Origin of the sequence: Salipiger sp. PrR007 (assembly GCF_010499845.1) — a bacterium.
GTDB lineage: Bacteria > Pseudomonadota > Alphaproteobacteria > Rhodobacterales > Rhodobacteraceae > Salipiger > Salipiger pacificus_A.
The window spans coordinates 275662-301466 of sequence record NZ_JAAGOZ010000017.1 but is presented as its reverse complement, the minus strand read 5'-3'; the positions used below and the strand labels follow the sequence as shown (position 1 = coordinate 301466).

General features: G+C 66.6%; 28 protein-coding genes. 19 read left to right on the top strand and 9 right to left on the bottom strand.

Annotation, left to right across the window (positions count from 1 at the left end):
• Positions 1–302 precede the first annotated feature (302 nt).
• Genes G0Q01_RS08350 through G0Q01_RS08320 form a run of 7 tightly spaced genes read left to right on the top strand, consistent with a single transcriptional unit; the run spans position 303 to position 5733 of the window.
• Complete coding sequence (locus tag G0Q01_RS08350) at positions 303–1004, top strand: response regulator transcription factor (protein WP_092426129.1); 702 nt, start codon at positions 303–305, stop codon at positions 1002–1004.
• Positions 1005–1007: 3 nt separating this feature from the next.
• The gene (locus tag G0Q01_RS08345; protein ID WP_164198659.1) at positions 1008–2723 is read left to right on the top strand and encodes a sensor histidine kinase; all 1716 of its coding nucleotides are present in this window, start codon (positions 1008–1010) and stop codon (positions 2721–2723) included.
• A 4-nt stretch (positions 2724–2727) separates the two neighbouring features.
• Positions 2728–3168 carry an HPr kinase/phosphorylase gene (locus tag G0Q01_RS08340; protein ID WP_108967255.1) on the top strand — a complete coding sequence of 147 codons (441 nt, stop codon included), beginning with the start codon at positions 2728–2730 and terminating at the stop codon, positions 3166–3168.
• Positions 3161–4084, top strand: coding sequence for an RNase adapter RapZ (gene rapZ, locus G0Q01_RS08335; RefSeq protein WP_164198658.1), 924 nt, complete (start codon positions 3161–3163; stop codon positions 4082–4084). Before G0Q01_RS08340 ends, rapZ begins: the two co-directional genes overlap by 8 nt.
• A complete protein-coding gene (locus tag G0Q01_RS08330) occupies positions 4081–4479 on the top strand; it encodes a PTS sugar transporter subunit IIA (protein ID WP_108967259.1) in 399 nt (132 codons plus the stop codon). The genes rapZ and G0Q01_RS08330 overlap by 4 nt, the downstream gene beginning before the upstream one ends.
• Positions 4480–4526: 47 nt before the next feature.
• The gene (locus tag G0Q01_RS08325; RefSeq protein ID WP_095882339.1) at positions 4527–4808 is read left to right on the top strand and encodes an HPr family phosphocarrier protein; all 282 of its coding nucleotides are present in this window, start codon (positions 4527–4529) and stop codon (positions 4806–4808) included.
• Between the two features lie 37 nt (positions 4809–4845).
• On the top strand, positions 4846–5733 hold the full coding sequence (locus G0Q01_RS08320) for a lysophospholipid acyltransferase family protein (protein WP_164198697.1): 888 nt from the start codon (positions 4846–4848) through the stop codon (positions 5731–5733).
• A gap of 124 nt (positions 5734–5857) precedes the next feature.
• Here the strand turns inward: G0Q01_RS08320 and G0Q01_RS08315 are convergent, their stop codons facing one another.
• Positions 5858–6733, bottom strand: a complete 876-nt coding sequence (locus tag G0Q01_RS08315) for a 3-hydroxybutyryl-CoA dehydrogenase (protein WP_164213275.1) — start codon at positions 6731–6733, stop codon at positions 5858–5860.
• Positions 6734–6894: 161 nt separating this feature from the next.
• Here G0Q01_RS08315 and G0Q01_RS08310 point away from each other — a divergent pair, with 161 nt between their 5' ends.
• Positions 6895–7785, top strand: coding sequence for a DUF6473 family protein (locus tag G0Q01_RS08310; RefSeq protein ID WP_164198656.1), 891 nt, complete (start codon positions 6895–6897; stop codon positions 7783–7785).
• Positions 7786–7852: 67 nt separating this feature from the next.
• Here the strand turns inward: G0Q01_RS08310 and G0Q01_RS08305 are convergent, their stop codons facing one another.
• Entirely contained in the window at positions 7853–8110 is a 258-nt protein-coding gene (locus tag G0Q01_RS08305) for a phasin family protein (RefSeq protein ID WP_108967814.1), read from the bottom strand.
• On the opposite strand from G0Q01_RS08305, the gene G0Q01_RS08300 reads away from it, so the two are divergent.
• Positions 8109–8489, top strand: a complete 381-nt coding sequence (locus G0Q01_RS08300; RefSeq protein ID WP_164213274.1) for a hypothetical protein — start codon at positions 8109–8111, stop codon at positions 8487–8489. The two genes, G0Q01_RS08305 and G0Q01_RS08300, sit on opposite strands and share 2 nt — an antisense overlap.
• Positions 8490–8802: 313 nt before the next feature.
• On the opposite strand, the gene G0Q01_RS08295 is transcribed toward G0Q01_RS08300, so the two are convergent.
• On the bottom strand, positions 8803–9420 hold the full coding sequence (locus G0Q01_RS08295) for a glutathione S-transferase family protein (protein ID WP_164198655.1): 618 nt from the start codon (positions 9418–9420) through the stop codon (positions 8803–8805).
• Between the two features lie 212 nt (positions 9421–9632).
• Between G0Q01_RS08295 and G0Q01_RS08290 the strand changes: the two genes are divergently transcribed.
• Positions 9633–10763, top strand: a complete 1131-nt coding sequence (locus G0Q01_RS08290) for an SRPBCC family protein (RefSeq protein WP_164198654.1) — start codon at positions 9633–9635, stop codon at positions 10761–10763.
• A gap of 88 nt (positions 10764–10851) precedes the next feature.
• On the opposite strand, the gene G0Q01_RS08285 is transcribed toward G0Q01_RS08290, so the two are convergent.
• Together G0Q01_RS08285 and G0Q01_RS08280 are read right to left on the bottom strand one after the other, a co-directional pair.
• A complete protein-coding gene (locus tag G0Q01_RS08285; RefSeq protein WP_164198653.1) occupies positions 10852–11166 on the bottom strand; it encodes a DUF1244 domain-containing protein in 315 nt (104 codons plus the stop codon).
• Positions 11167–11179: 13 nt separating this feature from the next.
• Complete coding sequence (locus tag G0Q01_RS08280; RefSeq protein ID WP_164198652.1) at positions 11180–11917, bottom strand: N-formylglutamate amidohydrolase; 738 nt, start codon at positions 11915–11917, stop codon at positions 11180–11182.
• 230 nt (positions 11918–12147) lie between these two features.
• Between G0Q01_RS08280 and pyk the strand changes: the two genes are divergently transcribed.
• The 5 genes from pyk (at position 12148) to G0Q01_RS08255 (ending at position 16006) form a co-directional block, all read left to right on the top strand.
• A complete protein-coding gene (pyk, locus tag G0Q01_RS08275; protein ID WP_164198651.1) occupies positions 12148–13593 on the top strand; it encodes a pyruvate kinase in 1446 nt (481 codons plus the stop codon).
• A gap of 181 nt (positions 13594–13774) precedes the next feature.
• Positions 13775–13975, top strand: a complete 201-nt coding sequence (rpmI, locus tag G0Q01_RS08270; protein WP_009504408.1) for a 50S ribosomal protein L35 — start codon at positions 13775–13777, stop codon at positions 13973–13975.
• A gap of 17 nt (positions 13976–13992) precedes the next feature.
• Positions 13993–14358, top strand: a complete 366-nt coding sequence (rplT, locus tag G0Q01_RS08265) for a 50S ribosomal protein L20 (RefSeq protein ID WP_108967275.1) — start codon at positions 13993–13995, stop codon at positions 14356–14358.
• 210 nt (positions 14359–14568) lie between these two features.
• Positions 14569–15639: a phenylalanine--tRNA ligase subunit alpha gene (gene pheS / locus G0Q01_RS08260; RefSeq protein WP_108967277.1), complete on the top strand. Its 1071-nt coding sequence runs from the start codon at positions 14569–14571 to the stop codon at positions 15637–15639.
• A gap of 82 nt (positions 15640–15721) precedes the next feature.
• Positions 15722–16006, top strand: a complete 285-nt coding sequence (locus G0Q01_RS08255) for a YrhK family protein (protein ID WP_108967818.1) — start codon at positions 15722–15724, stop codon at positions 16004–16006.
• Here the strand turns inward: G0Q01_RS08255 and holA are convergent.
• The 3 genes from holA to leuS are packed head-to-tail and all read right to left on the bottom strand — an operon-like array spanning position 16003 to position 20096.
• Positions 16003–17031, bottom strand: a complete 1029-nt coding sequence (gene holA, locus G0Q01_RS08250) for a DNA polymerase III subunit delta (RefSeq protein ID WP_164198650.1) — start codon at positions 17029–17031, stop codon at positions 16003–16005. The genes G0Q01_RS08255 and holA overlap by 4 nt on opposite strands.
• A 10-nt stretch (positions 17032–17041) precedes the next feature.
• Positions 17042–17539: an LPS assembly lipoprotein LptE gene (gene lptE, locus G0Q01_RS08245; protein WP_164198649.1), complete on the bottom strand. Its 498-nt coding sequence runs from the start codon at positions 17537–17539 to the stop codon at positions 17042–17044.
• Positions 17526–20096, bottom strand: coding sequence for a leucine--tRNA ligase (leuS, locus tag G0Q01_RS08240; RefSeq protein WP_164213273.1), 2571 nt, complete (start codon positions 20094–20096; stop codon positions 17526–17528). Before leuS ends, lptE begins: the two co-directional genes overlap by 14 nt.
• A 209-nt stretch (positions 20097–20305) precedes the next feature.
• Here leuS and G0Q01_RS08235 point away from each other — a divergent pair, with 209 nt between their 5' ends.
• On the top strand, positions 20306–21565 hold the full coding sequence (locus G0Q01_RS08235) for a glycosyltransferase family 4 protein (protein ID WP_164213272.1): 1260 nt from the start codon (positions 20306–20308) through the stop codon (positions 21563–21565).
• Positions 21566–21643: 78 nt separating this feature from the next.
• Here G0Q01_RS08235 and G0Q01_RS08230 read toward each other — a convergent pair whose 3' ends face one another.
• Positions 21644–22024, bottom strand: a complete 381-nt coding sequence (locus tag G0Q01_RS08230; protein WP_164198696.1) for a DUF3576 domain-containing protein — start codon at positions 22022–22024, stop codon at positions 21644–21646.
• Positions 22025–22443: 419 nt separating this feature from the next.
• Here G0Q01_RS08230 and G0Q01_RS08225 point away from each other — a divergent pair, with 419 nt between their 5' ends.
• The 3 genes from G0Q01_RS08225 to G0Q01_RS08215 all read left to right on the top strand — a co-directional run bounded on the left by G0Q01_RS08225 (position 22444) and on the right by G0Q01_RS08215 (position 25742).
• Positions 22444–23493, top strand: coding sequence for a porin (locus tag G0Q01_RS08225; RefSeq protein WP_164213271.1), 1050 nt, complete (start codon positions 22444–22446; stop codon positions 23491–23493).
• 132 nt (positions 23494–23625) lie between these two features.
• Positions 23626–25098 carry a sulfotransferase gene (locus tag G0Q01_RS08220; protein ID WP_164213270.1) on the top strand — a complete coding sequence of 491 codons (1473 nt, stop codon included), beginning with the start codon at positions 23626–23628 and terminating at the stop codon, positions 25096–25098.
• The gene (locus G0Q01_RS08215) at positions 25089–25742 is read left to right on the top strand and encodes a YggS family pyridoxal phosphate-dependent enzyme (RefSeq protein ID WP_164213269.1); all 654 of its coding nucleotides are present in this window, start codon (positions 25089–25091) and stop codon (positions 25740–25742) included. Before G0Q01_RS08220 ends, G0Q01_RS08215 begins: the two co-directional genes overlap by 10 nt.
• Positions 25743–25805 lie beyond the last annotated feature (63 nt).

Below are 25805 nucleotides of genomic sequence, written 5' to 3'. Positions count from 1 at the left end.
CCGCCACCGGTATCAGAGCCTTTAACATGCTGGGATCGGCCAAGAACAGAAGTCATCCGGGACGTTAGCGCAATCAAAATGGCTTTAGCGTTAGCACCCGTTCAGGCTAGCGTTACCATCGGTCACGGTTTTTGCAACTTGCACTGGTATGGTGAGGCAATTTAGCCATTCGTTACTCAATCTGCGCTGCAATTAAGTCGCAGCTCTGTACTGATTCGCGGTATGGGATTGTTGAACAATCCGAAACTTCGCATACTCGGCGAAAAAGAAGGCATAACAGAGCAGTACAAGGATGAAGTGCTATGTCTAAAATCGCCCTGGTGGACGATGACAGGAACATCCTGACATCCGTGTCCATGACACTCGAGGCGGAGGGGTTCGAGGTTGAAACTTACAATGACGGGCAATCTGCGCTGGATGCGTTCAGCAAGAAGATGCCCGACATGGCGGTTTTCGACATCAAGATGCCGCGCATGGACGGGATGGATCTGCTCCAGCGGGTGCGCCAGAAATCCCGCATGCCGGTGATCTTCCTCACTTCCAAGGACGACGAGATCGACGAGGTTCTCGGCCTGCGCATGGGCGCGGACGATTACGTCAAGAAGCCGTTCAGCCAGCGCCTGCTGGTCGAGCGGATCCGCGCGCTCCTGCGCCGTCAGGAAGCCCAGGCTGGTGAAGTGGTTGGGGATACCGAAGACACCAAGCTGATGACCCGCGGCTCGCTCACCATGGACCCGCTACGCCACGCGGTGAGCTGGAAGGGCAAGGACGTCTCGCTCACCGTCACCGAATTCCTTCTGCTGCAGGCGCTGGCCCAGCGGCCCGGCTTCGTGAAGTCGCGTGACCAGCTCATGGATGTGGCCTACGACGACCAGGTCTATGTCGACGACCGCACCATCGACAGCCACATCAAGCGCCTGCGCAAAAAGATGCGGACCGTGGACGAAGACTTCTCGGCCATCGAAACACTCTACGGCATCGGGTATCGTTACAACGAAGAGTAAGCGATGGCCCTGGCCGAAAGGATCTCCATGCGCGACGCGGAGTCGGGCGACAGGCAGGATGCCGATGTTGTTCTTGGGGACGACTGGATCGCCCCGGACAGCACCGTGGAAAAGGAATTGCGGGACAGCCGTGCGCGGCGCTCCCTCTTCTCCTTGAATCGGTCTCCGCTCACGCGCAAGATCATCACGTTCAACCTCATCGCGTTGAACGTGCTGGCCGCAGGCATTCTCTGGCTCAATTCCTCACGCGATACGCTGGCGCAGCAGCGCGCTGATGCGACGCTCGTCCAGGCCGAGCTGATCGCCGACGTGTTTGCCATGCAACTGCCCGAGGGCGCGCCGGTCAGCCTCGGCTCCTCCGACGGCATCGATGTCGCCGCCACGCTGGGGGCCCTCGAGCTGCGCCGCGGCACTGGCGTGCTGATCTTCGACACCGGCAATTTCCTCGTCGGCGAGGCCGGCGGCCCGCCGCCCCCCTCCAGCAGCGCGACGGGGCGCGAGACGATGATCTCGCAACTGCTCGACCAGCTCTGGCAGGGCATCTCGGGCATCTTCGCCTATTTCCAGCAGACCGAGGCGCTGGGTCTCGAGGACCGTCTCCGCCAGCAGATCGAGGCGGGCGATCCCGCCACCCCGCGCGTCGAAGCTGGCCTGGGCGAAGAGGGTGAGACCGTCTTCACCGCCTTCGCGCCGATCCGCCAGGGCAGCGACATCATCGGCAGCGTCGCGCTCGTTGCCGCCGCCCCCGAGATCGACCTCGCGGTCAGCGCCGAGCGAGAGCGGGTGCTGCAGATGTTCGTCATCGCCACGCTGGTCTCGATCGGCCTCAGCCTGGTGCTGGCCTCGACCATCGCCAACCCGATCTCCGACCTCGCCGATGCCGCCGAGATCGGCCGAGACCGCAACAAGTCGCAGGGCAATTCGCGCCGCATCCGCATTCCCGATCTCACCGCCCGCCCCGACGAGATCGGCCGCCTCTCGGGCGCGCTGCGCGGCATGGTCGCAGCGCTCTACGACCGTATCGACGCCAACGAGCAGTTCGCCGCGGACGTCGCACATGAGATCAAGAACCCGCTCGCCAGCCTGCGCTCGGCCATCGGCTCGCTGCGCATCGTCAAGAAGGAAGAGCACCGCGACAAGCTGCTCAACGTGATCGAACACGATGTGCGCCGCCTCGACCGGCTGGTCTCGGACATCTCCAACGCCTCGCGGCTCGACTCCGAGCTGGTCAAGGAAGAGGAGCAGGAGTTCAACCTGCTCGAGATGCTCGGCAACCTCGGCCAGTTCCTCGGCGAGGACGCGCGCAAGAAGGGCATCGAATTCATCACCGACCTGCCCGAGAAGCCGATCCGCATCAACGGGCTCGAGCCGCGGCTCGCGCAGGTCTTCGTCAACCTGATCACCAATGCCATTTCCTTCTGCGAGGATGGCGACGCGATCCGCGTCTGGGCCCGCCGCCGCGACAACCGCGTGCTGGTGGTGGTCGAGGACACGGGCCCCGGCATCCCCGAAGAGGCGCTGCAGAAGATCTTCAAGCGCTTCTACTCGCAACGCCCCGAGAACGACTTCGGCAACAACTCCGGTCTCGGCCTCGCGATCTCGAAGCAGATCGTCGAGGCGCATGGCGGGGTGATCTGGGCCGAGAACATCCGCCCGACCGAGGCGGACATCACCTCGGAGCCGCTGGGCGCGCGCTTTGTCGTCGGCCTGCCGATCTGATCCGATGACCACACCCAATCCGCTGATCCTCCACGCCACCGCCGTGGCGGTGACCGGGCGCGCGCTGCTGATCCGCGGCGCCTCGGGCGCAGGCAAATCCGGCCTCGCGCTCGAGATGATGGCGCGCGGGGCGCGGCTCGTGGCGGACGACCGCGTGGTGCTGACGCTGGAGGCGGGAGCGCTCTGGGCGAGCCCCCCTGCCCCTCTCGCCGGGATGATCGAGGCGCGCGGGCTCGGGCTGCTGCAGGCCGACCACCTGCCCCGCGCCGAGGTCGTTGCCGTGCTCGACCTCGACACCCCGGAAACCGAACGCCTGCCGCCTCTGCGGGAAATCATGCTGCAGACGCGAAATCTCCCATTGCTTCACAATGCCGCGCACCCCTATTTTCCCGCAGCGCTCGTTCAATATCTCAAAGGCGCAACAAGGGATCCGGACAATGGATGACTCGCCGAAAGGACCCCAGCACGTCGTGCTGGTGACCGGCCCCTCGGGCGCCGGGCGCTCCACCGCGATCAACGCGCTGGAGGATTTCGGCTTCGAGGCGATCGACAATATCCCGCTGGGGCTGATCCCGCGGCTGCTCGAGGGTCCGGCGCTCGAGCGCCCGCTGGCGCTTGGCGTCGACATCCGCAACCGCGACTTCACCGTCGGGGGGCTGCTCTCATTGCAGTCCGCACTGTCCGAGCAGATGCAGATCACCCCGCAGCTCCTCTATCTGGACGCCGCGCCGACGGTTCTGGCCCGGCGCTATTCCGAGACGCGCCGCCGCCACCCACTCGCGCCCGACAGCGCCTATACCGAGGGCATCACCCGCGAGCTGGCGCTGCTCGAACAGGCCCGCGCCGCCGCCGACATCCTGATCGACACCTCCGAGCTGAGCCCGCACGAACTGCGCGCCCAGCTCGCCACTTGGTTCGCCGGGGCGCAGGCGCAGCAGCTGGCCGTCTCGGTCGAGAGCTTTTCCTACAAGCGCGGCCTGCCGCAAGGGCTCGATATGGTCTTCGACTGCCGCTTCCTCGACAACCCGCACTGGGTGCCGGAGCTGCGCGCGCTCAGCGGGCTCGACGCGCCGGTGCAGGCACATGTGAAAGCCGATCCGCGCTTCGATCCGTTCATGCAAAAGGTGATCGATCTCGCGCTTTTTCTCCTTCCGGCCTGCACGGACGAAGGCAAGGCGCATCTCTCCTTCGGATTTGGCTGCACCGGTGGGCAGCATCGTTCCGTCACCGTGGCGGAAACCGTCGCGCGTGCCCTTGCAGAGCAGGGCTGGCAGGTGTCAACTAGGCACCGGGAACTCGAACGCCGCGGCCAAGCCGCCAAGGGCGTGGCAACTGGACTGGACGAGAGGTCGCAGGCGTGATCGGCATCGTGATCGTGGCGCATGGTGGGCTGGCAAGGGAATACCTTTCGGCCGTCGAACACGTGGTCGGTGTGCAGCCCGGAATCCTCGCGATCTCCATCGAGGCCGAGCACGACCGCGCCAAGAAGCAATCCGAGATCTGCGCCGCCGCGGACAGCGTCGATACCGGTGACGGCGTCGTGCTGGTCACCGACCTCTTCGGCGGCTCGCCCTCCAACCTCAGCCTGCTCGCCTGCCAGCCGGAGAACCGCCGCATCCTCTACGGGATGAATCTGCCGATGCTGATCAAGCTCGCCAAGACCCGCCAGCTGTCGGTGCCCGACGCGGTGCGCGGCGCGCTCGAGGCCGGCCGCAAATACATTGACAGCCAGAACGTCCGGCCCGATCCGGTCTAGGACCGCATCCCAAGCCGCGCGATGGCCCCGCAACCAAGAGTTTTAAGATGAGTGATACCTCTGTTCGCCGCGTGCTGAACATCGTCAACGAAAAGGGGCTGCACGCCCGCGCCTCCGCCAAGCTGGTCGAGGTGGTCGAAGGATTCGACGCCCATGCCGAGGTCTCCAAGGATGGCATGAGCGCCGGCGGGGACAGCATCATGGGGCTTTTGATGTTGGCAGCTTCCAAGGGAAGCTCTATTGAAGTCGAAACCTCGGGCCCCGACGCCAAGGCGCTCGCCGATGCGCTCGAGGCCCTCGTCGCCAATCGCTTCGGCGAGGACAATTGACGCGCGGACCGGCCGCATGACACAGCGGGGGAGGCACATGCTCGACAGCTATGACGCCCCGGCCAAGGGGGGCGGCGCGGCGCCGCAGTCGACGAAGGCTCCGCCAGCGCCCTATGACAAGCGCAGGCTCAGCTACGCCAATACCTTCACCAATCCGTGGAAGGCCAACACCATCCGCGCGCTGGAGTGGATGACCGGGAAATTCCCGCTGATCCGCCTTGTGCGCCGCTTCGAGCGCGAAGGCGTGCCCGACGGACAAGCGTTCTGGGCGCAGGCGCTGCGGATCATGCGCATCGAGTTGCAGACCCCCGCCGAGCAGATCGCCCGTATCCCGCGCGAGGGCCCGGTGATCGTCGTCGCCAACCACCCGCACGGGCTGGTCGACGGGATGATCCTCGCCGAGTTGATCGGACGGGTGCGCACCGACTACCGCATCCTCACCCGCTCGCTGCTGACCGGGGTGCAGGAGATCGCCGAGTTCATGATCCCCGTGCCCTTCCCGCACGAGGAGAACGCGCGCGAGCAGAGCCTCGAGATGCGCGCCACGGCCATGGAGCACCTCAAGCGCGGCGGGGTGATCGCGCTGTTTCCGTCGGGTGTCGTGGCCTCGTCCGACTCCCTGTTCGGCGCGGCGATCGAGGCGGTGTGGAACCCCTTCACCGCGAAGATGATCCAGCGGTCGGGCGCCACGGTGGTGCCGATCTACTTCCCCGGCCAGAACAGCCGCGCCTACCAGATCGCCAACCGGCTTTCGCCGACGCTGCGCCAGGGCCTGCTGATCCACGAGGTGATCCACGCCTGCGGACGGCCGCAGCGACCGGTTGTCGGCACGCCGATCAGCCCCGAGGAAGTGCGCGGCTGGAGCGGCAACCAGCGCGAGTTCGTCGCCTCGCTGCGGGCCCGGACGCTGGCGCTGAAGGGCTAGGCGAGGCCGCCCTGGCGCGGTCGCGCTGGCAGAAATAAAGGGGGCGCTGCCCCCTCTTGGCCTGCGGCCAATTCGCCCCCGGCGCATCTCCGAAAAGAAGAAGCTCCAGGCGGTGCGCGGCGCCTCAGCGCGTCGGAACCGGCTCGTCGCCGCGGTAGTCGTAGAACCCTCGCTTGGTCTTGCGGCCAAGCCAGCCGGCCTCGACGTATTTGGTGAGCAGCGGGCAGGGGCGGTACTTGGTGTCCGCAAGCCCGTCGTGCAGGACGTTCATGATCGCAAGGCAGGTGTCGAGGCCGATGAAATCCGCCAGCTCGAGCGGACCCATCGGGTGGTTGGCGCCGAGCTTCATCGCCATGTCGATCGAGCGCACGTTGCCGACGCCCTCGTAGAGCGTGTAGACCGCCTCGTTGATCATCGGCACCAGGATGCGGTTGACGATGAAGGCCGGGAAATCCTCGGCCGAGGCGGCGGTCTTGCCGAGGTTCTCGACCACCTTGAGGCAGGCCTTGTAGGTCGGCTCGTCGGTGGCGATGCCGCGGATCAGCTCGACGAGCTGCATCACCGGCACCGGATTCATGAAGTGGAAGCCGAGGAACTTCTCGGGCCGGTCGGTGCGCGAGGCGAGCCGGGTGATCGAGATCGAGGAGGTGTTCGAGGTCAGGATCGTGTGCGGCAGCAGGTGCGGCACCAGACCCTCGAAGATCTTGGTTTTCACCGCCTCTTGCTCGGTGGCGGCCTCGATCACCAGGTCGGTATGGGCGATCTCGACCTTGTCGAGCGTCGTGGATATCTTCGCCAGCGCAGCATCGCGGGCCTCGCCCGAGATCTTCTCGCGGCTGACCTGGCGGTCGAGGTTGCGCGTGATCAGCTCCAGCGCGGCGTCGAGCGCCTCCTGGCTGACGTCCGACAGGCGCACCTCGTAGCCCGCAAGCGCCATGACATGGGCGATGCCATTGCCCATCTGACCCGCGCCGATGACACCGATGCTCTTGATTTCCATGCGCCCTATCCTGCTCTGATGCGCGGCAACCTTATGCCCCCGCGCCAGCCCGCCGCAAGCGGGGGTGCTGCAATTTTTGCCTGCATTTTCGCATTAGCGAATTGTTGGGACGGGGTGTTGATCCTGACCTTGGGTGAATGGGAATCAGAATGGGGGGCGTCATGTCCGTTGCCGGGTCTTTTCAGGGTGCGCTGGAGTATTTTCCCTGTCGGTATGGCCGCTCGCGCCTGCTGTTCCGCGGGCCGAAGCGCGCTCTCGACGCGCCCTATATTGCCTTTCTCGGCGGGGCCGAGACCCTTGGCCGTTTCGTCACGGCGCCCTTCCCGGCGCTGGTCGAGCGCGCGCTGGCAGAAGGGGCAAAGAGGACCGGCAGCGAGAGCGGGGAGGCGGAGCCTTCCGGCGCCCTGCCCTGCGTCAACCTCGGCGTGGTGAACGCCGGGATCGACCTCTACCTCGGCGACCCGGCGGTGCTGAACCTTGCCGCCCGCGCCGAGCTCTGCGTCATCCAGGTGATGGGGGCGCAGAACATGTCGAACCGCTTCTACGGCGTGCACCCGCGGCGCAACGACCGCTTCCTGCGCGCCTCGGACCGGTTGCAGCAGCTCTTTCCCGAGGTCGATTTCACCGAGTTCCATTTCACGCTGCACATGCTGGGCCGGCTGCGCGAGGTATCGGAAAAGCGCTTTGCCGAGGTCACCGCCGAGCTTCGGCTCGCCTGGGTGGCCCGGATGAAGCACCTTCTGACATTGCTCGGCGGGCGGGCCGTGCTGGTCTGGGCCGCTGGTCACCCGCCGCCCGACACCCATGTGAACGCGCTTGCCCCCGCGCCGCTCTTCATCGAGCGCGGCATGCTCGAGGCACTCCGCCCCCGGGCCGCGGCGCTGCTCGACCAGCCGCTCTCTGCCGCCGCACTGACAGCCGGGACGGAGGGGATGGTCTTTGCCGATTTCGAGGCCGCGGCCGCCGCCGAGGCGCTGAGCCCCGCCGGACATGCCGAGATCGCCGAAGCGCTGAGCCCGACCCTCGCCCGCCTGCTCGCCCAGCGCGCCTGAGCGATACCCCTGAGCAGCACCCCGGAGGGCGCCCGCCCGCAGAGCGGACGGGACGGGGCTCGCAAGCTCAGGTCGGGAAGATCGAAAGCTTGTTGCCCAGTTCCGCGAGGCGCCCCCAATGGGCGCGGTAATCCTCGCTGGCCTTCTGGAAGAAGGCGCTCTGGATGTGGATCAGCTCGCCGGGCGTCTTGCAGTGCAGCATCCTGTGCTGGGTCGCCACGTCCTCGCGCACCCGCTCGGCCGTGAAGCTCTGCAGCTCGGCGCCGATGTCGAGCATGGTGTCGACCAGGGCGGTGGCCGCATAGGGCTCGAGATCCCAGCTCATGCGCACGCTGCGCTCGACAGGCGCCACCGTCGCGGCGGCCGCGAGAGCCGGTTTGGATGCCGGCTTCGACGCGACCGATTTCGGGGCGGCCGGTTTCGGGGCGGCGGTCTTCGGAGCGGCGGGCTTCGAGGCTGCCTTGGCCGCGGGCTCGGTGGTCGGCTCGCTCGATTCGGCGGGTTTCGCGACGCTGCGTGGCGGCGTGGGCCGCGGCTTGGGCGCGGGCTCGACGGGCGTGGGCGCAGCTGCCTCCACCGGCGCGGAAGCGGGGGTGTGTGGCGTTTCGGGGGCCGACGCCGGGGCGGCGGCAACCGTCTCAGGTGTCTCTTTTGTCACGGAAGTTGCAGTCTTGGCCGGGGTCACATCTGCGGGTTTCGCCTGAGTGCGGCGGCGCGGGCTGGTGCCCCGCGACGCGGTCGACTGGCTGCGCGAAGTGGTCTTGCGGGGGGTCGGCTTATCCATGTCTGGGCTCCTTCCAAGCAGGATAGAATTGCCCCACCCTTACCACAGGACAGGCTCCAACGGGACGTTGCACCCCTCGCTTAAAGTCAATTTGTCGCAGTTTGCTCTGCAATGCGGCATTGCTTCGCCGACGCGCGGGGCGCTGCCGCCCGAACACCGAGACCACGGCAAGGATCGGATGGCCTGCGCAGCGGACCAACTCACCTCAAGGTTGCGCGGCAGTCCCGCCGTGCTCAGGCCGGAAACCAGCTGTCCCCGCGGGGACGCATCTGCGGCAGGGCCTGCATGCGCCCGATCCAGCCGGTCATCGCCTCGGAGGGCGCAACCCCGGCCTTGTCGAGCCATTGCACGTAGCCCCAGATGGCACAGTCTCCGATCCCCGGGGCATCCCCGTGGAAGAAAAGCGCCTTGCCCAGCAGCCGGGCGAAGTTGTCTCGGTCGGTCTCGTAGCGCCCGGTGAGCCACGCCACGGTGCCCCCCGGAAAGCTGTCCCCGCGGGGACGCCGCGCCTCGATGAGTTGCGGCAGGCACATGCCGATGCGGTTCGCCTCCCACATCAAGAGTTCGGCGCCACGGCGCATCCCGGCGGCGCTCTCGCCGCCCAGCACCTGCCAGCGGCGGGCGATCTCGAGCAGGATGGCACCGGACTGGGTCATTGCCTCGCCGTCGATCACCAGCGCGGGCACCTGCGCCAGGGGGCTGGCCGCGAGGAAGGCGGCGGGGCGGGTCTCGGGCGCGGCCCAGATGTCGACGAAGACGGTCTCATGCGCGATCCCGCCGAGGACGAGGGCCAGCGCCACCTTGTTGGCGTGGCCGCTGTCGGGGTGGCCGTAGAGGGTGATCTTCGTCATGTGTCTCGTCCCGTGAATGTTCGCAACACGTCATCGCCGTCCCCGCGGGGACGGTCAAACGCCGTTTCGTGCTGCCCTCGATCACCGCACGTGATGCCCGCCTGCGCCAAGGCACGGCAGTTGGACTTGACGGGCGCGCGTTTTGCAGGCTCGTTGCGCGCCGTCCATTAACGGTTTCTAAACGGCTCTGCGAAGCCGCATCGGAGCACAGAATGACCCTGCACGACCCCATTGCCGAACTGCGCGCCAATGTCGCGGTGCCCTTCGAGAGGGCGCAGGCCATGCCGGTCTCGGTCTATACCTCCGAGGAGTTCCTTGGGCTCGAGCAGGAACATGTCTTCGGCAAGAGCTGGCTCTGCGCCGGGCGTGTCGATGCGCTGAAGGCGCCGGGCGACTACCTGACGCTGGAGATCTCCGGAGAGCCGATCGTCGTGCTGCGCGACCGCGAGGGGCTGCTGCGGGCGCTGTCCAACGTCTGCCGCCACCGCATGTCAGTGCTGCTGGAAGGGCGCGGCAACGTTCGCACCATCACCTGTCCCTACCACGCCTGGAGCTACAATCTCGACGGGTCGCTGCGCGGTGCCCCGGCGATGGAGTTGAACGGCAGCTTCTGCAAGGAGAGCACCCGCCTGCCGCAGGTCCGCTGCGTCGACTGGAAGGGCTGGATCATGGTCACCCTCGATCCGGACCTGCCCGAGCCCGGCGATACGCTGCGCGAGGTCGATGACCTTGTCGGCTACCTGGCGATGGAGGACTACGTCGAGACATTTCGCGAGGAGCACCGCTGGGCCACCAACTGGAAGATCCTCGCCGAGAACTTCATGGAGAGCTACCACTTGCCGATGTGCCATGGCGGCACCATCGGCGGCGCCGTGGATCTGAGGAAGATGACCTGCCCCGAGGGATTCGAGGGCTTCAACTACCACCACATCCTGAAGGACGACTCGATCGCACTGTCGATCGCCCATCCCGGCAATACCACGCTCCAGGGCGAGGAGCGTTACCGGACCTGGTTGCTGGCGGTCTACCCGTCGCTGCTGATCACCCTGACGCCGGGTTATTTCTGGTACCTCTGCCTGACCCCCGATGGACCGGGCCACGTGAAGATCCTTTTCGGCGGTGGGCTGCACCCGGATTTCATCTCCGACCCCGAGGCGGCCTCGCATTTCACCGCGCTGAAGGCGCTGCTCGATGCGGTGAACGATGAGGACCGGGGGTGTACCGAGCGGGTCTGGAAGGGGATGCAATCGCGCTTTGCCGCGCCCGGGGCGCTGTCGCATCTCGAGCGGCCGAACTACGAGTTCGCGCGGTGGATTGCCGGGAAGATTCCCGAGGCTCGCTGAGGCCGAGAGAGAGAGAGGGGCCGAAGGCTTCGCACCCCCGGCCCCCTGTGCGATTTTCCCGGCTAGAAGAAAGCGCGGGCCTCGCGGCTCATTTCTTGTCGGTGACGTTTTCCGCGAAGGACTTCTCGAATGCGGCCTGCTTGTCGGGGCTCGCCTCGGTCTGGTTCTGCGCGCGCCACTCGTCGTAGGGCATGCCGTAGAAGATCTCGCGGGCCTCGGACTTGCTCATCTCGACTCCGCGCTCGGTGGCGGCTTCCTCGTACCAGCGCGACAGGCAATTGCGGCAAAACCCGGCGAGGTTCATCAGGTCGATGTTCTGAACATCGGGGCGGTCTTGCATCAGGTGCTGGCGCAGCCGGCGGAAAGCGGCAGCCTCGAGCTCGATGCGGGTCTGGTCGTCCATGGTCTCTCTCCTCTTATTCGGGGGCGCGGGCCAGCGCGGTCTTCAGCAAGGGCGCGAGGCGGCGGCCCCAGTCTTCCTGCGCCTCGGGCTCGGCGATGAGGTCGTTGCGCAGCTCGATCAGCGTGTTGTGGCGGCCATGTTTCAGGGCGTGGCGATGCACGGCGTCGCCGGGCAGATGGCCAGGGTAAGGCTCGTTGCGCCCCACCACCAGATCGGGCTGCTGCGCGAGCACGTCAAGCAGCGCGTCAGAGAGCCGGGCATCCCAGGCATGCAGAATGCCCAGGTGCCACGGCCGCGGCAGGCGCCCGCGCAGCTGCGGGGTGAAGGAATGCACCGAGACCAGCGCCAGTTCGGGGCGCGCCTCGAGCAGCCCGGCGACGGCAGCGTGATAGGGCCGCCAGTAGGCCTCGATCCGGCGCTGGCGCTCGGCCGCATCCGCATGGCGGTTGCCGGGGATGATCGAGCCATCGTAGAGCCGCATCAGCAGCGTCGGATCGTCCTCGCCGCGGTTGGGATCGATGACAAGGCGCGAGAAATCGGACCAGACCAGCGGGCTGTCGAGCGCCTCGGCCAGGGCGCGGGCGGCCCCCAGCGCGCCTATATCGTAGGCGATGTGGCGGGCCATGTCCTCGGGCGGCAAACCAAGGCTTCCCCCGAGCTCTGCCGGCACGCTATTGGTCGCATGGTCGCAGGTGATGAGAAAGCGGCCTTTGCGCGTGGCGCCTTCGATGTGGAATGGCGTGTGGGTCATAATCGCTTCGCAGTCTGCCGCCATGTCTTGGGAGCACGTGACGTGATAGGACCTCTCTAGATCAGTTGCGCCGGGAAGGGAATTCCGCGATAAAAGGCGCGACTGTTAGCGATAACCTAACCGTGACGAGGGTGGTTGGTTTAACTTTGAACCACTATTCTGAATGAGAATACGCTGCTCTGCAGCAAGGCGGCCCGGCGCGGCCGCGGCACGAGGTCGAGGAGTCCCAGATGAGACGTTTGCGCAAAGTGAAGATCGTGGCCACGCTCGGGCCGGCCAGCAATACCTACGAGATGATCCGCACGCTGCACGAGGCAGGGGCAGACGTGTTCCGCCTGAACATGAGCCACGGCAGCCACGAGGACATCACCAAGCTGCACCGCGCCATCCGGCAGGTGGAGAAGGACCTCGACAGCCCGATCGCCATCCTCGCCGACCTGCAGGGACCGAAGCTGCGTGTCGGTGAATTCGCCAACGGCTCGGAAGAGCTGGAATGGGGCGAGACCTTCCGCTTCGATCTCGACGAGACGCCGGGCACCGAAAAGCGCGTCTGCCTGCCCCATCCCGAGATTTTCCAGGCGCTCAGCGTTGGCGCGCACCTGCTGGTCAACGACGGCAAGATCCGCATGCGGGTCGAAGAATGCGGCGAAGATTTCGCCAACTGCGTGATCGAGGCGGGCGGCACGATCTCGAACCGCAAGGGTGTCAACGTGCCCGACGTGGTGCTGCCGCTGGCGGCGCTGTCGGAGAAGGACCGCTCCGACCTCGAGTTCGCCGCGGCGCTCGGCGTCGACTGGCTGGCGCTGAGCTTCGTGCAGCGCCCCGAGGACGTGGAGGAGGCGCGCAAGCTCTGCGACGGCCGCGCCGCGATCCTGTCGAAGATCGAGAAGCCCTCGGCGGTGAAGGCCTTTGACGAAATCCTCGCGGTCTCGGACGGCATCATGGTTGCGCGTGGCGATCTCGGCGTCGAGCTTCCCGTGCAGGCGGTGCCGCCCATCCAGAAACGGTTGATCCGCAAGTGCCGCGCCGCCGGCAAGCCGGTGATCGTGGCGACCCAGATGCTCGAATCGATGATCGAGAGCCCGATGCCGACGCGCGCCGAGGTCTCGGACGTGGCGACGGCGATCTACGAGGGCGCCGACGCGGTGATGCTCTCGGCCGAATCCGCCGCCGGGCAATATCCGGTCGAGGCGGTGACGACGATGAACAACGTCGCCATCAGCGTCGAGAACGACCCGACCTTCACCGAGGTCATGGAGAACTCGCGCAACATCCAGCGCACCAGCGTCGCCGATGGCATCGTGGCGGCAGCGCGGGAGATCGCCGAGACCGCCAACGTCAAGGCGATCTGCTGCTTCACCTCCTCGGGCACCACCGCGGCGCTGGTCGCGCGCGAGCGCCCGCGGGTGCCGATCATCGCGATGACCTCGCTGCGTGGCACGGCGCGGCGGCTGTCGCTGACCTGGGGCACCAACTGCGTGATGACCGGCGAGCTCGAGCGCTTCAAGCAGGCGGTGGTCAATGCCGCGCGCGCGGCGCGGGCGCAGGGCTATGCCGGCACCGAGGACCATATCATCGTGACCGCCGGCGTGCCCTTCAACATGTCGGGCACCACCAACATCCTGCGCGTTGCCCCCTGCGACGAGCGGCTGATCTACTCGACCGATCCCGAGTGATCGTTCCCCGAGAGCGGGGCCCGCGCTGCCTGTCGGCGCGGGCCACGCTCACGGCCCTTCCGGAGGCGATTCCGGCTTGCAAATATCAGGCCCCCCGCCTATAGGGGCGCCTCTAACCGCGCGGCCGGCCCATTGCGGCATGCCGAGTCGCGCCTGTACGCACTTCGTTAAGGAGACGAAAATGCCCAAGATGAAGACAAAGTCGAGCGCCAAGAAGCGCTTCAAGGTCACCGCGACCGGCAAGGTCGTCGCTGGTCAGGCCGGCAAGCGCCACGGCATGATCAAGCGCACCACGAAATTCATCCGCGACGCGCGCGGCACGACCACGCTGTCGGCTCCCGACGCGAAAATCGTCAAGGGCTACATGCCCTACGACCGCTGATAAAGGAGAGCTGAACAATGGCACGAGTCAAAGGTGGTGTCGTCACCCACGCCCGTCACAAGAAGGTCATCAAGGCAGCCAAAGGTTACTACGGCCGCCGCAAGAACACCTTCAAGGTTGCAGCCCAGGCCGTCGACAAGGCCAACCAGTACGCGACCCGCGACCGCAAGAACCGCAAGCGCAACTTCCGCGCCCTGTGGATCCAGCGGATCAACGCGGCAGTGCGCGCACATGACGAGGCTCTGACCTACTCGAAGTTCATCAACGGCCTGAACCTGGCTGGCATCGAAGTTGACCGTAAGGTGCTGGCGGACCTCGCCGTGCACGAGCCGGACGCCTTCAACGCCATCGTCGACCAGGCGAAGGGCGCGCTGGCCGCCTGATCGGGCGCCAACGGCTGACTTTCGAAACGCCGCTCCCTCGGGGGCGGCGTTTTTCGTTCTGCGCGCGCGTGGGGTCTTTGCCCCCGCTGCCTGCGGGCGCTCCGCCGGGATATTTGCACCTAGAGGAACATGGCGGGCGGCGCAGGCTTGCGCGCCGGACCCGCAGCCGGTAGTGGACGGACCCGAAGAGATGCTCGGAAGAGGCCCGGAATGGACGACCTGCGCGACAAGTATATCGACCTGATTGGCAAGGCGGCGGATGAATCCGCGCTTGAGGATCTGCGGGTGCAGGCCGTCGGCAAGAAGGGCGAGATCAGCCTTCAGATGCGGAGCCTCGGCAAGATGAGCCCCGAGGAGCGCCAGCTCATGGGGCCGAAGCTCAACGCGCTGAAGGATGAGATCAACGCCGCGCTTGGCGCCAAGAAGGCGGCGCTGGCAGATGCAGCGTTGAACGAGCGGCTGCAGGCGGAATGGCTCGACGTGACCCTGCCCGGCCGCAACCGGCGCGTCGGCAGCATCCACCCGGTCAGCCAGGTCTGGGAGGAATGCACCGCGATCTTCGCCGACATGGGCTTTGCCGTCGCCGAAGGGCCGCAGGTCGAGACCGACTGGTACAACTTCGACGCGCTGAACATCCCCGGCCACCACCCGGCCCGCGCCGAGATGGACACCTTCTACATGCACCGCGAAGACGGCGACAACCGCCCGCCGCACGTGCTGCGCACCCATACCTCGCCGGTGCAGATCCGCTCGATGGAAGCCGGCGGCGCACCGACGCGGATCATCTGCCCGGGCCGCGTCTACCGCGCCGATTACGACCAGACCCACACGCCGATGTTCCACCAGGTCGAGGGGCTTGCCATCGACAAGGACATCTCCATGGCGAACCTCAAGTGGGTTCTGGAAGAGTTCTTCTCGGCCTTTTTCGGCCGCTCGGTGAAGACCCGCTTCCGCGCCTCGCACTTCCCGTTCACCGAACCCTCGGCCGAGGTGGACATCCAGTGCCAGTGGAAGGACGGCTCGGTCACCGTGGGCGAAGGCGACGACTGGCTGGAAGTGCTGGGTTCGGGCATGGTGCACCCCAAGGTTCTGCAGGCCGGCGGCATCGATCCGAGCGAATGGCAGGGCTTTGCCTTCGGCATGGGGATCGACCGGATCGCCATGCTGAAATACGGCATCCCCGACCTGCGCGCCTTCTTCGATTCGGATCTGCGCTGGCTGCGCCATTACGGCTTTGCCTCGCTCGATGTGCCGACGCTGCACGGCGGCCTGTCGCGCTAAGCGCGGCCATGGCAGGAATTTGGGGCCCGGCGCATCCGCGTCGGGCCTTTTCCTTTTTGAAACCTGCGCCATCTTGGGGCTCATGAAGCTTTTCGATCACCGCAACCGCGAGCGTAACGCGGACACGCGGCGCGTCTACGCGCTTTTCGAGATCGCCCATACGGCGGTGGATTTCGGCGCCGCGCTCTGTTTCACCATCGGCTCGGTGCTGTTCTTCTGGAAGCAGTACGAAACCGCCGCCATCTGGCTCTTCACCGTCGGCTCGGTGCTCTTCATGGTGAAGCCCTCGCTGCGGCTGGCGCGCGAGATCAAGCTCTGGCGAATGGGGCAGATCGAGAGGCTGGCAGATCGCGATCGAAACGGCTAGCGCCGCGAGGCGAGCCAGGCGAGGCGCACGAAGTTCCGCTCGACGAGGGCCATGGCCGGGGCGCGGGCGCCAGCGGAGCGGATCGAGAGGTCGGTCTCCATCAGCATCGAGAGCGCATCCTCGAGCCGATCGGCAGTCCAGCCCGAGGCCTGGCGCAGCATCCGGTCGCGGCGCGGGCCGAAGAGCGGCGGGCGCAGGCGCTGCACCCCGGCTTGAGGGCCGCCCTGGGCCGAGGCGAGCGCGTAGAGCACGCGGAAGTGGCGCATCGCCATGATCAGCAGCGTGACCGGCGCGACCCCCTGCCCTTCGAGCCGCTGCATCAGCGGTCCGATTTCGGGCGAGCGGCCCTCGGCGACCACGTTGAGGATGTCGTCGAGCTCGGCTTCGATCGAGGCGGGGGCGCAGGCGGCCACCTCCTCGGGGGTGAGCGGCGCGGGATCGTCCAGCTTGTAGAGCCCGAGCTTTTCCAGCACCTGCCGGAAGTCGCCCGGCTCGAGCGCGCGGGCGAGATGCTCGAGGGCGTCAAAGGCGGCGCGGTCGACCTGGGTGAGACCGGCCTTCTTCAGCGCGGCCTCGATCTCCTCGCGGCCCGGCGGGTCCGAGTAGATGCCGATAGCCAGCGCCTCGGGGGCGGCCTCGAAGAGCTTGCGGAGGGCGGATTTCGCGGTGAGCTGTCCGGCGGTGACGATGATCTGCGCATCGCCCGGGCGCCAATCGGTCAGCGCCGCGCCCATGGTCTTGGCAAGCCCGTCGGTCGCCTCTTCGACGAAGACCACACGTGGTCCGGGGAAGAAGCCCTGCGCCTTCACAGCGTCGAGCAGCAGCGCCGGGTCCTTGCGCAGGTCGGCACCGCCCATGCGGGTCAGGCGCATCTCGGCCTCGGCCTCGGGGCCGACAAGGGCCGTGATGACTTCCTGCCGCCGGTGCGCCACGCGCATGGCGTCCTCGCCGTAGAGCAGCACGCCAGAGCGCGTCGGGTCCGGCTTGCGGAAAAAGGCCTGTGCGTCGCGCCCGCCGAGTTTCACGAGACCCCCGTCACTGCGGCAGGTCCGCCGCGACCAGCAGCAGCCGGTCGATGACCCGGTCGGCCAGCATGAGCATCAGCCGCTCCTCGGCGTCGCGCTCGGCGGCCTGGGTGGCGGCGGTCGAGCCGGTGGTGGAATAGCCGGTGAAGGTAGAGGTGTCGCCGGAGGTCAGCGCCTCGTTCGTCACGGCGTCGCGCAGCGTGAAGTACGCGGTGCCGATCACCCGGATGCGGGTGGTGTTGCCGTCGGCGAGCGAGCCGTGCCCCGAGGTCTCGGTCCGCAACGAGGTGTCGAGCCGGTAGGGCGCGCCGGGCGCGGCGCGGCCGAGCCGTTCCTCGATCCGGCGGGTGTAGAGATAGGCGTCGGGCGAGTCGGGATCGGCAAAGGCGATCTGCCCGAGCAGCTTCTGCCCGCCGCCCTGAGGCCCGTAGGCCGGGGCAAAGCCACAGCCCGCGAGCGCCAAGGCGCCGCAGGCTACAAGCAGGGTTCTTCGATCAGGCGACCACATTGACGATCCGGCCAGGCACAACGATGAGCTTCTTCGGGGCGGCCCCTTCGAGGCTCCGCACCACAGCTTCGTGCGCGAGGACGAGTTTTTCAATCTCTTCCTTGGCCATGTCCTTGGGAACGGTGAGCTCGCCGCGGCGCTTGCCGTTGACCTGGATCGGCAGGGTGACGCTGTCCTCGACCAGCATCGCCTCGTCGGCCTTGGGCCAGGGCGCGTTGGCGATGAGCCCCTCGCCGCCGAGCAGATGCCAGATTTCCTCGGACAGGTGCGGGGTCATCGGCGACATCAGCTGCGCAAGAACCTTGGCCGCCTCCTTCTTGGCAGCAGCGCCCGCCTGCGATTTGCCGAGCACGGCGGTGAAGGCATAGAGCTTGGCGATGGCCGCGTTGAAGCCGAAGCTCTCGACGCCCATGGTCACGTCGTGGATCGCCTTGTGCATCTCGCGCAGCAGGGCGGCATCCTCGGCCCCGGCGGGGGCATCGGATGCGGCGATCTCGGCGGCGATGCGGTAGACCCGGGCGAGGTGCTTGGAGGCCGCTTCGGCACCCGACGCGGTCCATTCCACGTCACGCTCGGGCGGGCTGTCCGAGAGCACGAACCAGCGCGCGGTGTCGGCGCCGTACTGGCCGATGATCGCCACCGGATCGACGACGTTGTTCTTCGACTTGGACATCTTGGCCGAGGGGATGATCTCGACCTCGGTGCCGTCCTCGAGGAAGCCCTTGCCGTCCCTCAGCTCGACCGACTCGGGGTAGTGGTAGACCGGGCGGCCGTCGGCATTGCGCGTCTGGTAGATCGCGTGGGTCACCATGCCCTGGGTGAAGAGCGCCTTGAACGGCTCCTTGCTCTTTTCCGGCAGGTGGCCGGTGAGGTTCATCGCGCGAGCAAAGAAGCGCGAGTAGAGCAGGTGCAGGATCGCGTGTTCGATGCCGCCAATGTATTGGTCGACGTTCATCCAGTACTCGGCCTCGGCCATGTCCACCGGCGTCTCGGCCCGCGGCGAGGTGAAGCGGGCGAAATACCAGCTCGAGTCGACGAAGGTGTCCATCGTGTCGGTCTCGCGCCGCGCCGGGGCGCCGCAGGACGGGCAGGCGCAATCGCGCCACGACGGGTGGCGGTCGAGCGGGTTGCCGGGCACCGAGAAGTCGATCGCCTTGCCGTCCTCGTCGTAGGGCAGACTGATCGGCAGGTTTTCCTTCTTCTCGGGCACCACGCCGCAGGCCTCGCAATGGACCACGGGAATCGGGCAGCCCCAGTAGCGCTGGCGCGAGAGACCCCAGTCGCGCAGGCGGTACTTGGTCACGCCTTCGCCGATGCCGTTCTTCTCGCAGAAGTCGACGGCGGCGTTGACGCCCTCCTCACCGGTCTGCACTTCGGTCCCGGCGACGAGGCGGGTGTAGCGCACCTTTTCCGTCTTGGCAGGCACGAAGGGCTCCGCCTGGATGTCGATCTCGCCCTCGAGCGGGACAAAAGTCTCGACGATCGGCAGGCCGTATTTGCTGCAGAAGTCGTGGTCGCGCTGGTCGTGGCCCGGGCAGCCGAAGATCGCGCCCGTGCCGTAATCCATGAGGATGAAATTGGCGATGTAGACCGGCAGTTCCCAATTCGGATCGAACGGGTGACGGACCTTGAGCCCTGTGTCGAAGCCGCGCTTCTCGGCCTTTTCGAGCTCTTCTTCCGAGGTGCCCATGCGGCGGCACTCGGCAACGAAGGCGGCGAGCTCGGCGTTTTCCTTCTCGAGCTCTTTCGCGAGCGGGTGGTCGGGCGAGATGCCGACGAAGGAGGCGCCGTGCAGCGTGTCGGGGCGCGTGGTGTAGCACTCGATCTTCTCGTAACCGGCGGGGGCGGCGACGGTGTCGAAGGAGAACTGCAGGCCGCGCGAGCGGCCGATCCAGTTCGCCTGCATCAGCTTCACCTTCGCGGGCCAGTCATCGAGCGTATCCAGCGCATCGAGCAGCTCGCCCGAGAAGTCGGAGATCTTGAAGAACCACTGGGTGAGTTCCTTGCGCTCGACCAGCGCGCCCGAGCGCCAGCCGCGGCCGTTCTCGACCTGCTCGTTGGCGAGCACGGTCATGTCGACCGGGTCCCAGTTCACAACGGCGTTCTTGCGGTAGACGAGGCCCTTGTCGAGCATGTCGAGGAACAGCGCCTGCTGCTGGCCGTAGTATTCCGGATCGCAGGTCGCGAACATGCGCGACCAGTCGAGCCCGAAGCCAAGCGGCTTCATCTGCGCGACCATCGTGTCGATGTTCGAATAGGTCCAGTCCTTGGGGTGCCCGCCCGAGGCCATGGCGGCGTTCTCGGCCGGCATGCCGAAGGCGTCAAAGCCCATCGGGTGCAGCACGTTGAAGCCGTTCTGCTTCTTGTAGCGGGCGATCACGTCGCCCATCGTGTAGTTCCGCACGTGGCCGATGTGGATACGGCCCGAGGGATAGGGGAACATCTCGAGCACGTAGTATTTCGGCTTATCGGCCGAGCGGGTGGCCTTGAAGGTCAGGGCGTCTTCCCAGGCGGCCTGCCATTTCGGCTCGATCGTGGCGGGGTCGTAGCGCGACATAATCTCTTGTCCCTCGGAGCGGATGGGTCTTGGCGGGTGATAGGGCAGCCCCCGCCGGACGTCCAGTGCCCGGTCTCCGACAGGAGGGGATGCAGGCGACATTTCCGCAACCTCGGTACCGCAATATTGCCGTGTCCTGCATTACTGTATTGGCCGAAGCCGGCACGCATGAAACATTGACCGAATAGTCAAAAAAAGAATGTAGTCCGATGAAAGTCCTTTGTATCCACCAGAATTTCCCTGGGCAGTACAAGCATCTCGCCCCCGAACTCATCCGGCTCGGCCATGAGGTCACCGCGCTGACTCCCAAGGTCAAGGAGCCGACCACCTGGAACGGGGTGGAGGTGCTGCCCTACCAGATCCGCGGCAGCAGCACCCAGGGCATCCACCCCTATCTCACCGACTTCGAGACCAAGATCCTGCGCGGCGTGAGTTGCTGTAACGCGGCGCTTGCGCTGAAGACGCAGGGCTACATGCCCGACGTGATTCTGGCGCACCACGGCTGGGGCGAGAGCCTGTTCCTCAAGGACGTGTGGCCCGAGGCCCGGCTCGGGCTTTACTGCGAGCTGTACCACCGGACCTCGCCCGACTTCCTGAGCTTCGATCCGGAGTTCGCCAAGGACCCGTCGCTGCGCGACGTCCAGCGGATCCGCATGAAGAACCTCAACAACCGCATGCACGAAGAGGTCATGGACGCCGGGATCAGCCCGACACGGTTCCAGGCGGGCACCTTTCCCGCGGCCTGGCAGGACCGGCTCACTGTCGCCCACGACGGCATCGACACCGATCTCGTCGCGCCGAGCCCCGACGCGCGGCTGACACTGGACGGCGGCGAGGTGCTGACCCGCGACGACGAGGTGATCACCTTCATCAACCGCAACCTCGAGCCCTACCGCGGCTATCATATCTTCATGCGCGCCCTGCCCGAGATCCTGCGCCGCCGCCCGAACGCCCGGATCGTCCTGATCGGCGGCGACGAGGTCAGCTACGGCGCCAAGGCCCCGGACAGCAAGAGCTGGAAGCAGATCTTCATCGATGAGGTGCGCGGACAGATCCCAGATGCGGACTGGGCGCGGGTGCATTTCCTTGGCCGGGTGCCCTACGGGCGGTACCTGTCGATGCTCCAGGTGAGCCGGGTGCACATCTACCTGACCTATCCCTTCGTGCTCAGCTGGTCGCTGCTCGAGGCGATGAGCGCGGGCTGCGCGATCCTTGCCAGCGACACCGCGCCGGTGCGCGAGGCGCTGACCGAGGATGAGACCGGCTGGACGGTCGACTTCTTCGATCGCGGTGCGCTGATCGACCGGCTCTGCGCCCTGCTCGACAATCCGGCGACCCGCGCCCGGCTCGGCGGGGCGGCCCGTGCCCATGTGCAGGGGACCTATGACCTGCGCCGCCATTGCCTGCCGAAACACGTGGACTGGGTGACCCGCCTCGCCGCGCTGGAGCCGCGCCCGCCGCGCGACTGATCCGCCGCACCCGGAAACGACGAAGGCCCGGACAAGCGTCCGGGCCTTTTCATCTCGGTGGTCGCGTCCCGCTGGGGATCAGATCCTGCTGTCGACGGCCCGCAGCTGCCGCGCGCGGGTCAGGATCGCGTCCTCGACCGCATGCACCGCCGAGGCGCTGGCCGGGCCGGAGCGGGTCTGCAGCGACACGTTCAGCGAGCGCGCGTCCAGCGCCGGGTCCGACACGAGGATCGTGGCGCGATAGGCGGTACCGCCGCCCGGGGGCGTGCCATAGCCGGTGGTGATCACCCCGGTGAAGGGATCGACGCTTTCCACCGGCAGGAAGTCGAGCACCTGCAGCGAGGCGGTCCAGATGTACTTGTTCACCGCGCCGACCTGGCCGGCGTCCGGCCTTGCCTTGAAAATGTCCCAAATGGTCGAGTCGGGCGCACCGCGACCATCGTAGATGTCGGCTTCCATGATCTCGTCGGCAGACCGGGTCTGCACTGGCTGGCGGGTCTCGTTCTGACTGCAGGCAGCCAGACCCGCCGCAACCGCGATCAGGGCGCCGGCTTTTGCAAACCGCTTATATTCCATGAAACCAAAGCTCCTGCCCGTCTGCTTCTTTGCTCCTGCATACTCGCCGGGCCCGCTTATCACAAGTCGTCAATCCGGCGCTTTGGCTGCACGCCGGACACCGCCGACAGGACCGGCGGGAGCCCGCGGCGGCGGCGCGAAGGGCCCGTCATGTCTTTGTGGCAATTGGGCATCACTGGTTCGCTTCGTGGGCGCCTGACCCAGCGACGGGTTGCCAGAACGACCGGGCCGAGCGCATAGAAGTGGCCATCAAGGCCGGGCTACCCGGATTGGTACGTGCCTTAGAACACATGAGGGAAACAATGAAAAAGATTCTGTTTGCTTCCACCGCGCTGGTTGCAACCGCAGGCATCGCCTCGGCGGAAGTCACGCTGTCCGGTTACGCTGAAATGGGTATCTACAACCCGGGCAACCGTTTCGATCAGAAGAACGACGAAGTTCAGTTCTTCACCGACATCGACCTGACCTTCACCATGTCCGGCGAAGCCGACAACGGCCTGGTCTTCGGTGCGAACATCGACCTCGACGAAGCCGGCAAGCCGTTCACCAACCCCTGGCAGCAGGGCGGTGAGGCACTGTTCGTTTCGTACGGCGGCGCGACCTTCACCATGGGCGACACCGACTCGGCATACGACAAGATCGTTCCCGAGATGAACCTCGGCGGCGCAGGCTCGCTGGCTGACGACGAAACCGTCCACGCTGGCTTCAACGACGGCGCAGAGTTCGACGGTGGCGTGAACGGCTCCGACGGCCAGATCGCTCGCTTCGACTACGCCTTCTCGGGCCTGACCTTCTCGGCGTCCGCAGAGCAGATCGCCGACGGTTCGAAGCCCAGCGATTTCGTGACCGCGTACGATGCAGACACCGACACCGCGACCTATGGCCGCGAAGACTCCGGCGAGACCCTGTGGTCGGCAGGCGTTGGCTACGCAGGCGAATTCTCGGGCCTCGATCTCAACGCTGGCCTCGGTTACCTGAAGCTTGACGAGTGGGCTGAAGTCTGGGGCGTCGGCGCGACCGTTGGCTTCGCTGGTGGCTTCGAAGTAGGCGCGACCTACAGCGATATCCAGGGCGAAGACGAGTTCGATGTCGACAGCGGCGAGCATTGGGGTGTTGGCTTCGGCTACTCGATGAACGCTCTTTCGATCGGCGTGAACTACGGCGAGTACGACTTCGATGATGCTGGTGGCCGTGAAGGCTACGGCATTGCTGTGAACTACGACCTCGGTGGCGGCCTCGTTGCGCAAGCTGGCTACGGCCACTCGAGCTTCGACAACACGCAAACCAACAGCAAAGGCACCACGTTCGACGAAGACGACACCTTCTCGCTGGGTCTGGCAATGTCCTTCTAATCTCACCTGAGATTAGACTGATTAGGGAAGAGCGGGCTTAGGCCCGCTCTTTTCTTTTGCGCCCTCAGCGGGCAGAACGGTCCCGCAAGATCACCGCCGGGCACGGACCCGGATGAACGACGAGGGATCCCCATGCTGCCACTTTCGGCCGCGCGCAAGGCCAGCCTGATCGACAAGGTCCGCCCCGCCCTTGCCAAGGGCCGTCTCGGCGAGGCCCGCGCCGCGCTGGAGCAGGTGCTTCCCTCTGAGCCGACCCGCGCCGACCTTGTCTTCCAGCTCTCGCAGATCTGCTACGAGCAGGGCGACCGAGAGGCTTGCCTGCGTTACCTCGACCGCGCCGTGGAGCTCGCCCCGGAGCAGCCGCAGGTCACCGCCACCGCCGTTGAGCGCTACCGCGCGCTGGACCGGCCCGAAGCGGCGCTCTCCGCGCTCGACCGGCAGATCGCGGCGGAGCCGAAGGCGATCAAGCCGCGTGCCGACAAGGCGCATTACCTGCAGCTTCTGGGCCGCTTCGACGAGGCCGAGAAGCTCTTTCGCGCGCTGATCAAGCGCCACCCGAACGAGCCCGAGCTCTACCGCATCTTCCTCGCCGCAAAGAAGCTCGCCGCCGGCGATCCGCTGCTGCGCGCCATGGAAAAGCTCTGGGCCCGACGCGATCTTTCGGACCGCCAGCGCATGCACCTCGGTTTCGCGCTCGCCAAGGTGATGGAGGAGACCGGGCAGACGGCAAAGGTCTTCCCCTATCTCACCAGCGCCAACGCCCTGCAGCGCAAGGCCGCGCCTTTCGACAGCGCCGCGCAGGCGCGCGAGTTCGACACCGTGCGCCGCGCACAGGTGGGGCTGGTCTCAGCCCCGGCCGTTGAACCGCCCCCCGCCCTGCGCCCGATCTTCGTCACCGGCATGCCGCGCTCGGGCACCACGCTGGTCGAGCGCATCCTCGGCGCCCATCCCGATGTCTCGGCGGGCGGCGAGTTGGGCCACGCGCTGAAGCTTGCCTACGGCTATTTCGGCGCCGGCGCGCAGATGCGCCCCATCGCACAGGAACCGCCCGAGCGGGTCGCCGCCTTTGCCGCGCAGTACATGCGCCTCGCCGCCCGCGACACCGGACGTAGCCAAGGGGCGATCACCGACAAATCGATCCTCTGCCACCTGATCTTCGGCCTGCTGGACCACGCGCTGCCCGGCGCGAAGATCATCGTGGTGCACCGTGACCCGCGCGATATCGCCCTGTCGATCTACAAGAACCACTTCGTGACGGGCACTCATCGCTACGCCAACGACCTGTCCGAGATCGCCACGGCCATCAAGCGCTTCCGCGCCAATGTGGCGCATTGGAAAGAAGCCCTGCCCGGCCGCCTGCACGAGATCCGCTACGAGGCGCTGGTCGCCGACCCCGAGCCCCAGGCCCGCGCCCTTGTCGCGGCGGCCGGGCTCGACTGGGATCCCGCCTGCCTTGACACGCAGGCGGCGCAGGGCGCGGTGAAGACGCTCAGCGTCAGCCAGGCGCGCCAGCCGATCTACCGCGGCTCGGCGCAGGCCTGGAAGAAATTCGAAACCGAACTGGCGCCTTTCATCGAGGCCTGGGGAGAGGAACCATGGGACTGAACGACATCAAGGCGCGCATTGCCAAGGCCGAGAAGAAAGCGGGCCGCGCGCCCGGCTCGGCACAGCTGATCGCGGTCAGCAAGGTACAGCCGAACGAACGCGTCGAGGCGGTGCTTGAGGAAGGCCACCGGCTCTTTGGCGAGAACAAGGTGCAGGAAGCCGCCGGCAAGTGGCCGGCCTTCCAGGAGCGCTTCCCCGACGCCGAGGTGCATCTCGTCGGCCCGCTGCAGAGCAACAAGGCGCGGCAGGCGATGCAGCTCTTTTCGGCGATCCACTCGCTCGACCGCCCGAAGCTCGCCACCACCCTGGCGCGGCTGGCGCAGGAGGTGGGGCACTGTCCCGATCTCTTCGTGCAGGTCAACACCGGCGAGGAAGAGCAGAAGGCCGGCATCCTTCCCGCCGAGGCCGACGCCTTCATCAAGGAGGTGCGCGGACTCGACCTGCCGCTCAGGGGGCTGATGTGCATCCCCCCCGTGGACGAGACTCCCAGCCTGCACTTCGCCCTGCTGGCGAAGATCGCGGAGCGCAACGGGCTGGACGGGCTGTCGATGGGCATGAGCTCGGACTTCGAGCAGGCCATCGCCTTCGGCGCCACCCATGTGCGCGTCGGTTCGGCGATCTTCGGCGAGCGCGACTACGGCTGAGCCCCGGCCCCGGCACCCCGTCTTCTGGCCGGGAACGTTCCCGGGGCGAAGCGCGCAGCGCCA

Excerpts from the sequence above, each read along its gene's own strand:
- G0Q01_RS08350 (WP_092426129.1), top strand. The coding sequence starts at position 303 with ATGTCTAAAATCGCCCTGGTGGACGATGACAGGAACATCCTGACATCC.
- G0Q01_RS08345 (WP_164198659.1), top strand. The coding sequence starts at position 1,008 with ATGGCCCTGGCCGAAAGGATCTCCATGCGCGACGCGGAGTCGGGCGAC.
- G0Q01_RS08340 (WP_108967255.1), top strand. The coding sequence starts at position 2,728 with ATGACCACACCCAATCCGCTGATCCTCCACGCCACCGCCGTGGCGGTG.
- rapZ (WP_164198658.1), top strand. The coding sequence starts at position 3,161 with ATGGATGACTCGCCGAAAGGACCCCAGCACGTCGTGCTGGTGACCGGC.
- G0Q01_RS08325 (WP_095882339.1), top strand. The coding sequence starts at position 4,527 with ATGAGTGATACCTCTGTTCGCCGCGTGCTGAACATCGTCAACGAAAAG.
- G0Q01_RS08320 (WP_164198697.1), top strand. The coding sequence starts at position 4,846 with ATGCTCGACAGCTATGACGCCCCGGCCAAGGGGGGCGGCGCGGCGCCG.
- G0Q01_RS08315 (WP_164213275.1), bottom strand. The coding sequence starts at position 6,733 with ATGGAAATCAAGAGCATCGGTGTCATCGGCGCGGGTCAGATGGGCAAT.
- G0Q01_RS08310 (WP_164198656.1), top strand. The coding sequence starts at position 6,895 with ATGTCCGTTGCCGGGTCTTTTCAGGGTGCGCTGGAGTATTTTCCCTGT.
- G0Q01_RS08300 (WP_164213274.1), top strand. The coding sequence starts at position 8,109 with ATGCGCACGCTGCGCTCGACAGGCGCCACCGTCGCGGCGGCCGCGAGA.
- G0Q01_RS08305 (WP_108967814.1), bottom strand. The coding sequence starts at position 8,110 with ATGAGCTGGGATCTCGAGCCCTATGCGGCCACCGCCCTGGTCGACACC.
- G0Q01_RS08295 (WP_164198655.1), bottom strand. The coding sequence starts at position 9,420 with ATGACGAAGATCACCCTCTACGGCCACCCCGACAGCGGCCACGCCAAC.
- G0Q01_RS08290 (WP_164198654.1), top strand. The coding sequence starts at position 9,633 with ATGACCCTGCACGACCCCATTGCCGAACTGCGCGCCAATGTCGCGGTG.
- G0Q01_RS08285 (WP_164198653.1), bottom strand. The coding sequence starts at position 11,166 with ATGGACGACCAGACCCGCATCGAGCTCGAGGCTGCCGCTTTCCGCCGG.
- G0Q01_RS08280 (WP_164198652.1), bottom strand. The coding sequence starts at position 11,917 with ATGACCCACACGCCATTCCACATCGAAGGCGCCACGCGCAAAGGCCGC.
- pyk (WP_164198651.1), top strand. The coding sequence starts at position 12,148 with ATGAGACGTTTGCGCAAAGTGAAGATCGTGGCCACGCTCGGGCCGGCC.
- rpmI (WP_009504408.1), top strand. The coding sequence starts at position 13,775 with ATGCCCAAGATGAAGACAAAGTCGAGCGCCAAGAAGCGCTTCAAGGTC.
- rplT (WP_108967275.1), top strand. The coding sequence starts at position 13,993 with ATGGCACGAGTCAAAGGTGGTGTCGTCACCCACGCCCGTCACAAGAAG.
- pheS (WP_108967277.1), top strand. The coding sequence starts at position 14,569 with ATGGACGACCTGCGCGACAAGTATATCGACCTGATTGGCAAGGCGGCG.
- G0Q01_RS08255 (WP_108967818.1), top strand. The coding sequence starts at position 15,722 with ATGAAGCTTTTCGATCACCGCAACCGCGAGCGTAACGCGGACACGCGG.
- lptE (WP_164198649.1), bottom strand. The coding sequence starts at position 17,539 with ATGTGGTCGCCTGATCGAAGAACCCTGCTTGTAGCCTGCGGCGCCTTG.
- leuS (WP_164213273.1), bottom strand. The coding sequence starts at position 20,096 with ATGTCGCGCTACGACCCCGCCACGATCGAGCCGAAATGGCAGGCCGCC.
- G0Q01_RS08235 (WP_164213272.1), top strand. The coding sequence starts at position 20,306 with ATGAAAGTCCTTTGTATCCACCAGAATTTCCCTGGGCAGTACAAGCAT.
- G0Q01_RS08230 (WP_164198696.1), bottom strand. The coding sequence starts at position 22,024 with ATGGAAGCCGACATCTACGATGGTCGCGGTGCGCCCGACTCGACCATT.
- G0Q01_RS08225 (WP_164213271.1), top strand. The coding sequence starts at position 22,444 with ATGAAAAAGATTCTGTTTGCTTCCACCGCGCTGGTTGCAACCGCAGGC.
- G0Q01_RS08220 (WP_164213270.1), top strand. The coding sequence starts at position 23,626 with ATGCTGCCACTTTCGGCCGCGCGCAAGGCCAGCCTGATCGACAAGGTC.
- G0Q01_RS08215 (WP_164213269.1), top strand. The coding sequence starts at position 25,089 with ATGGGACTGAACGACATCAAGGCGCGCATTGCCAAGGCCGAGAAGAAA.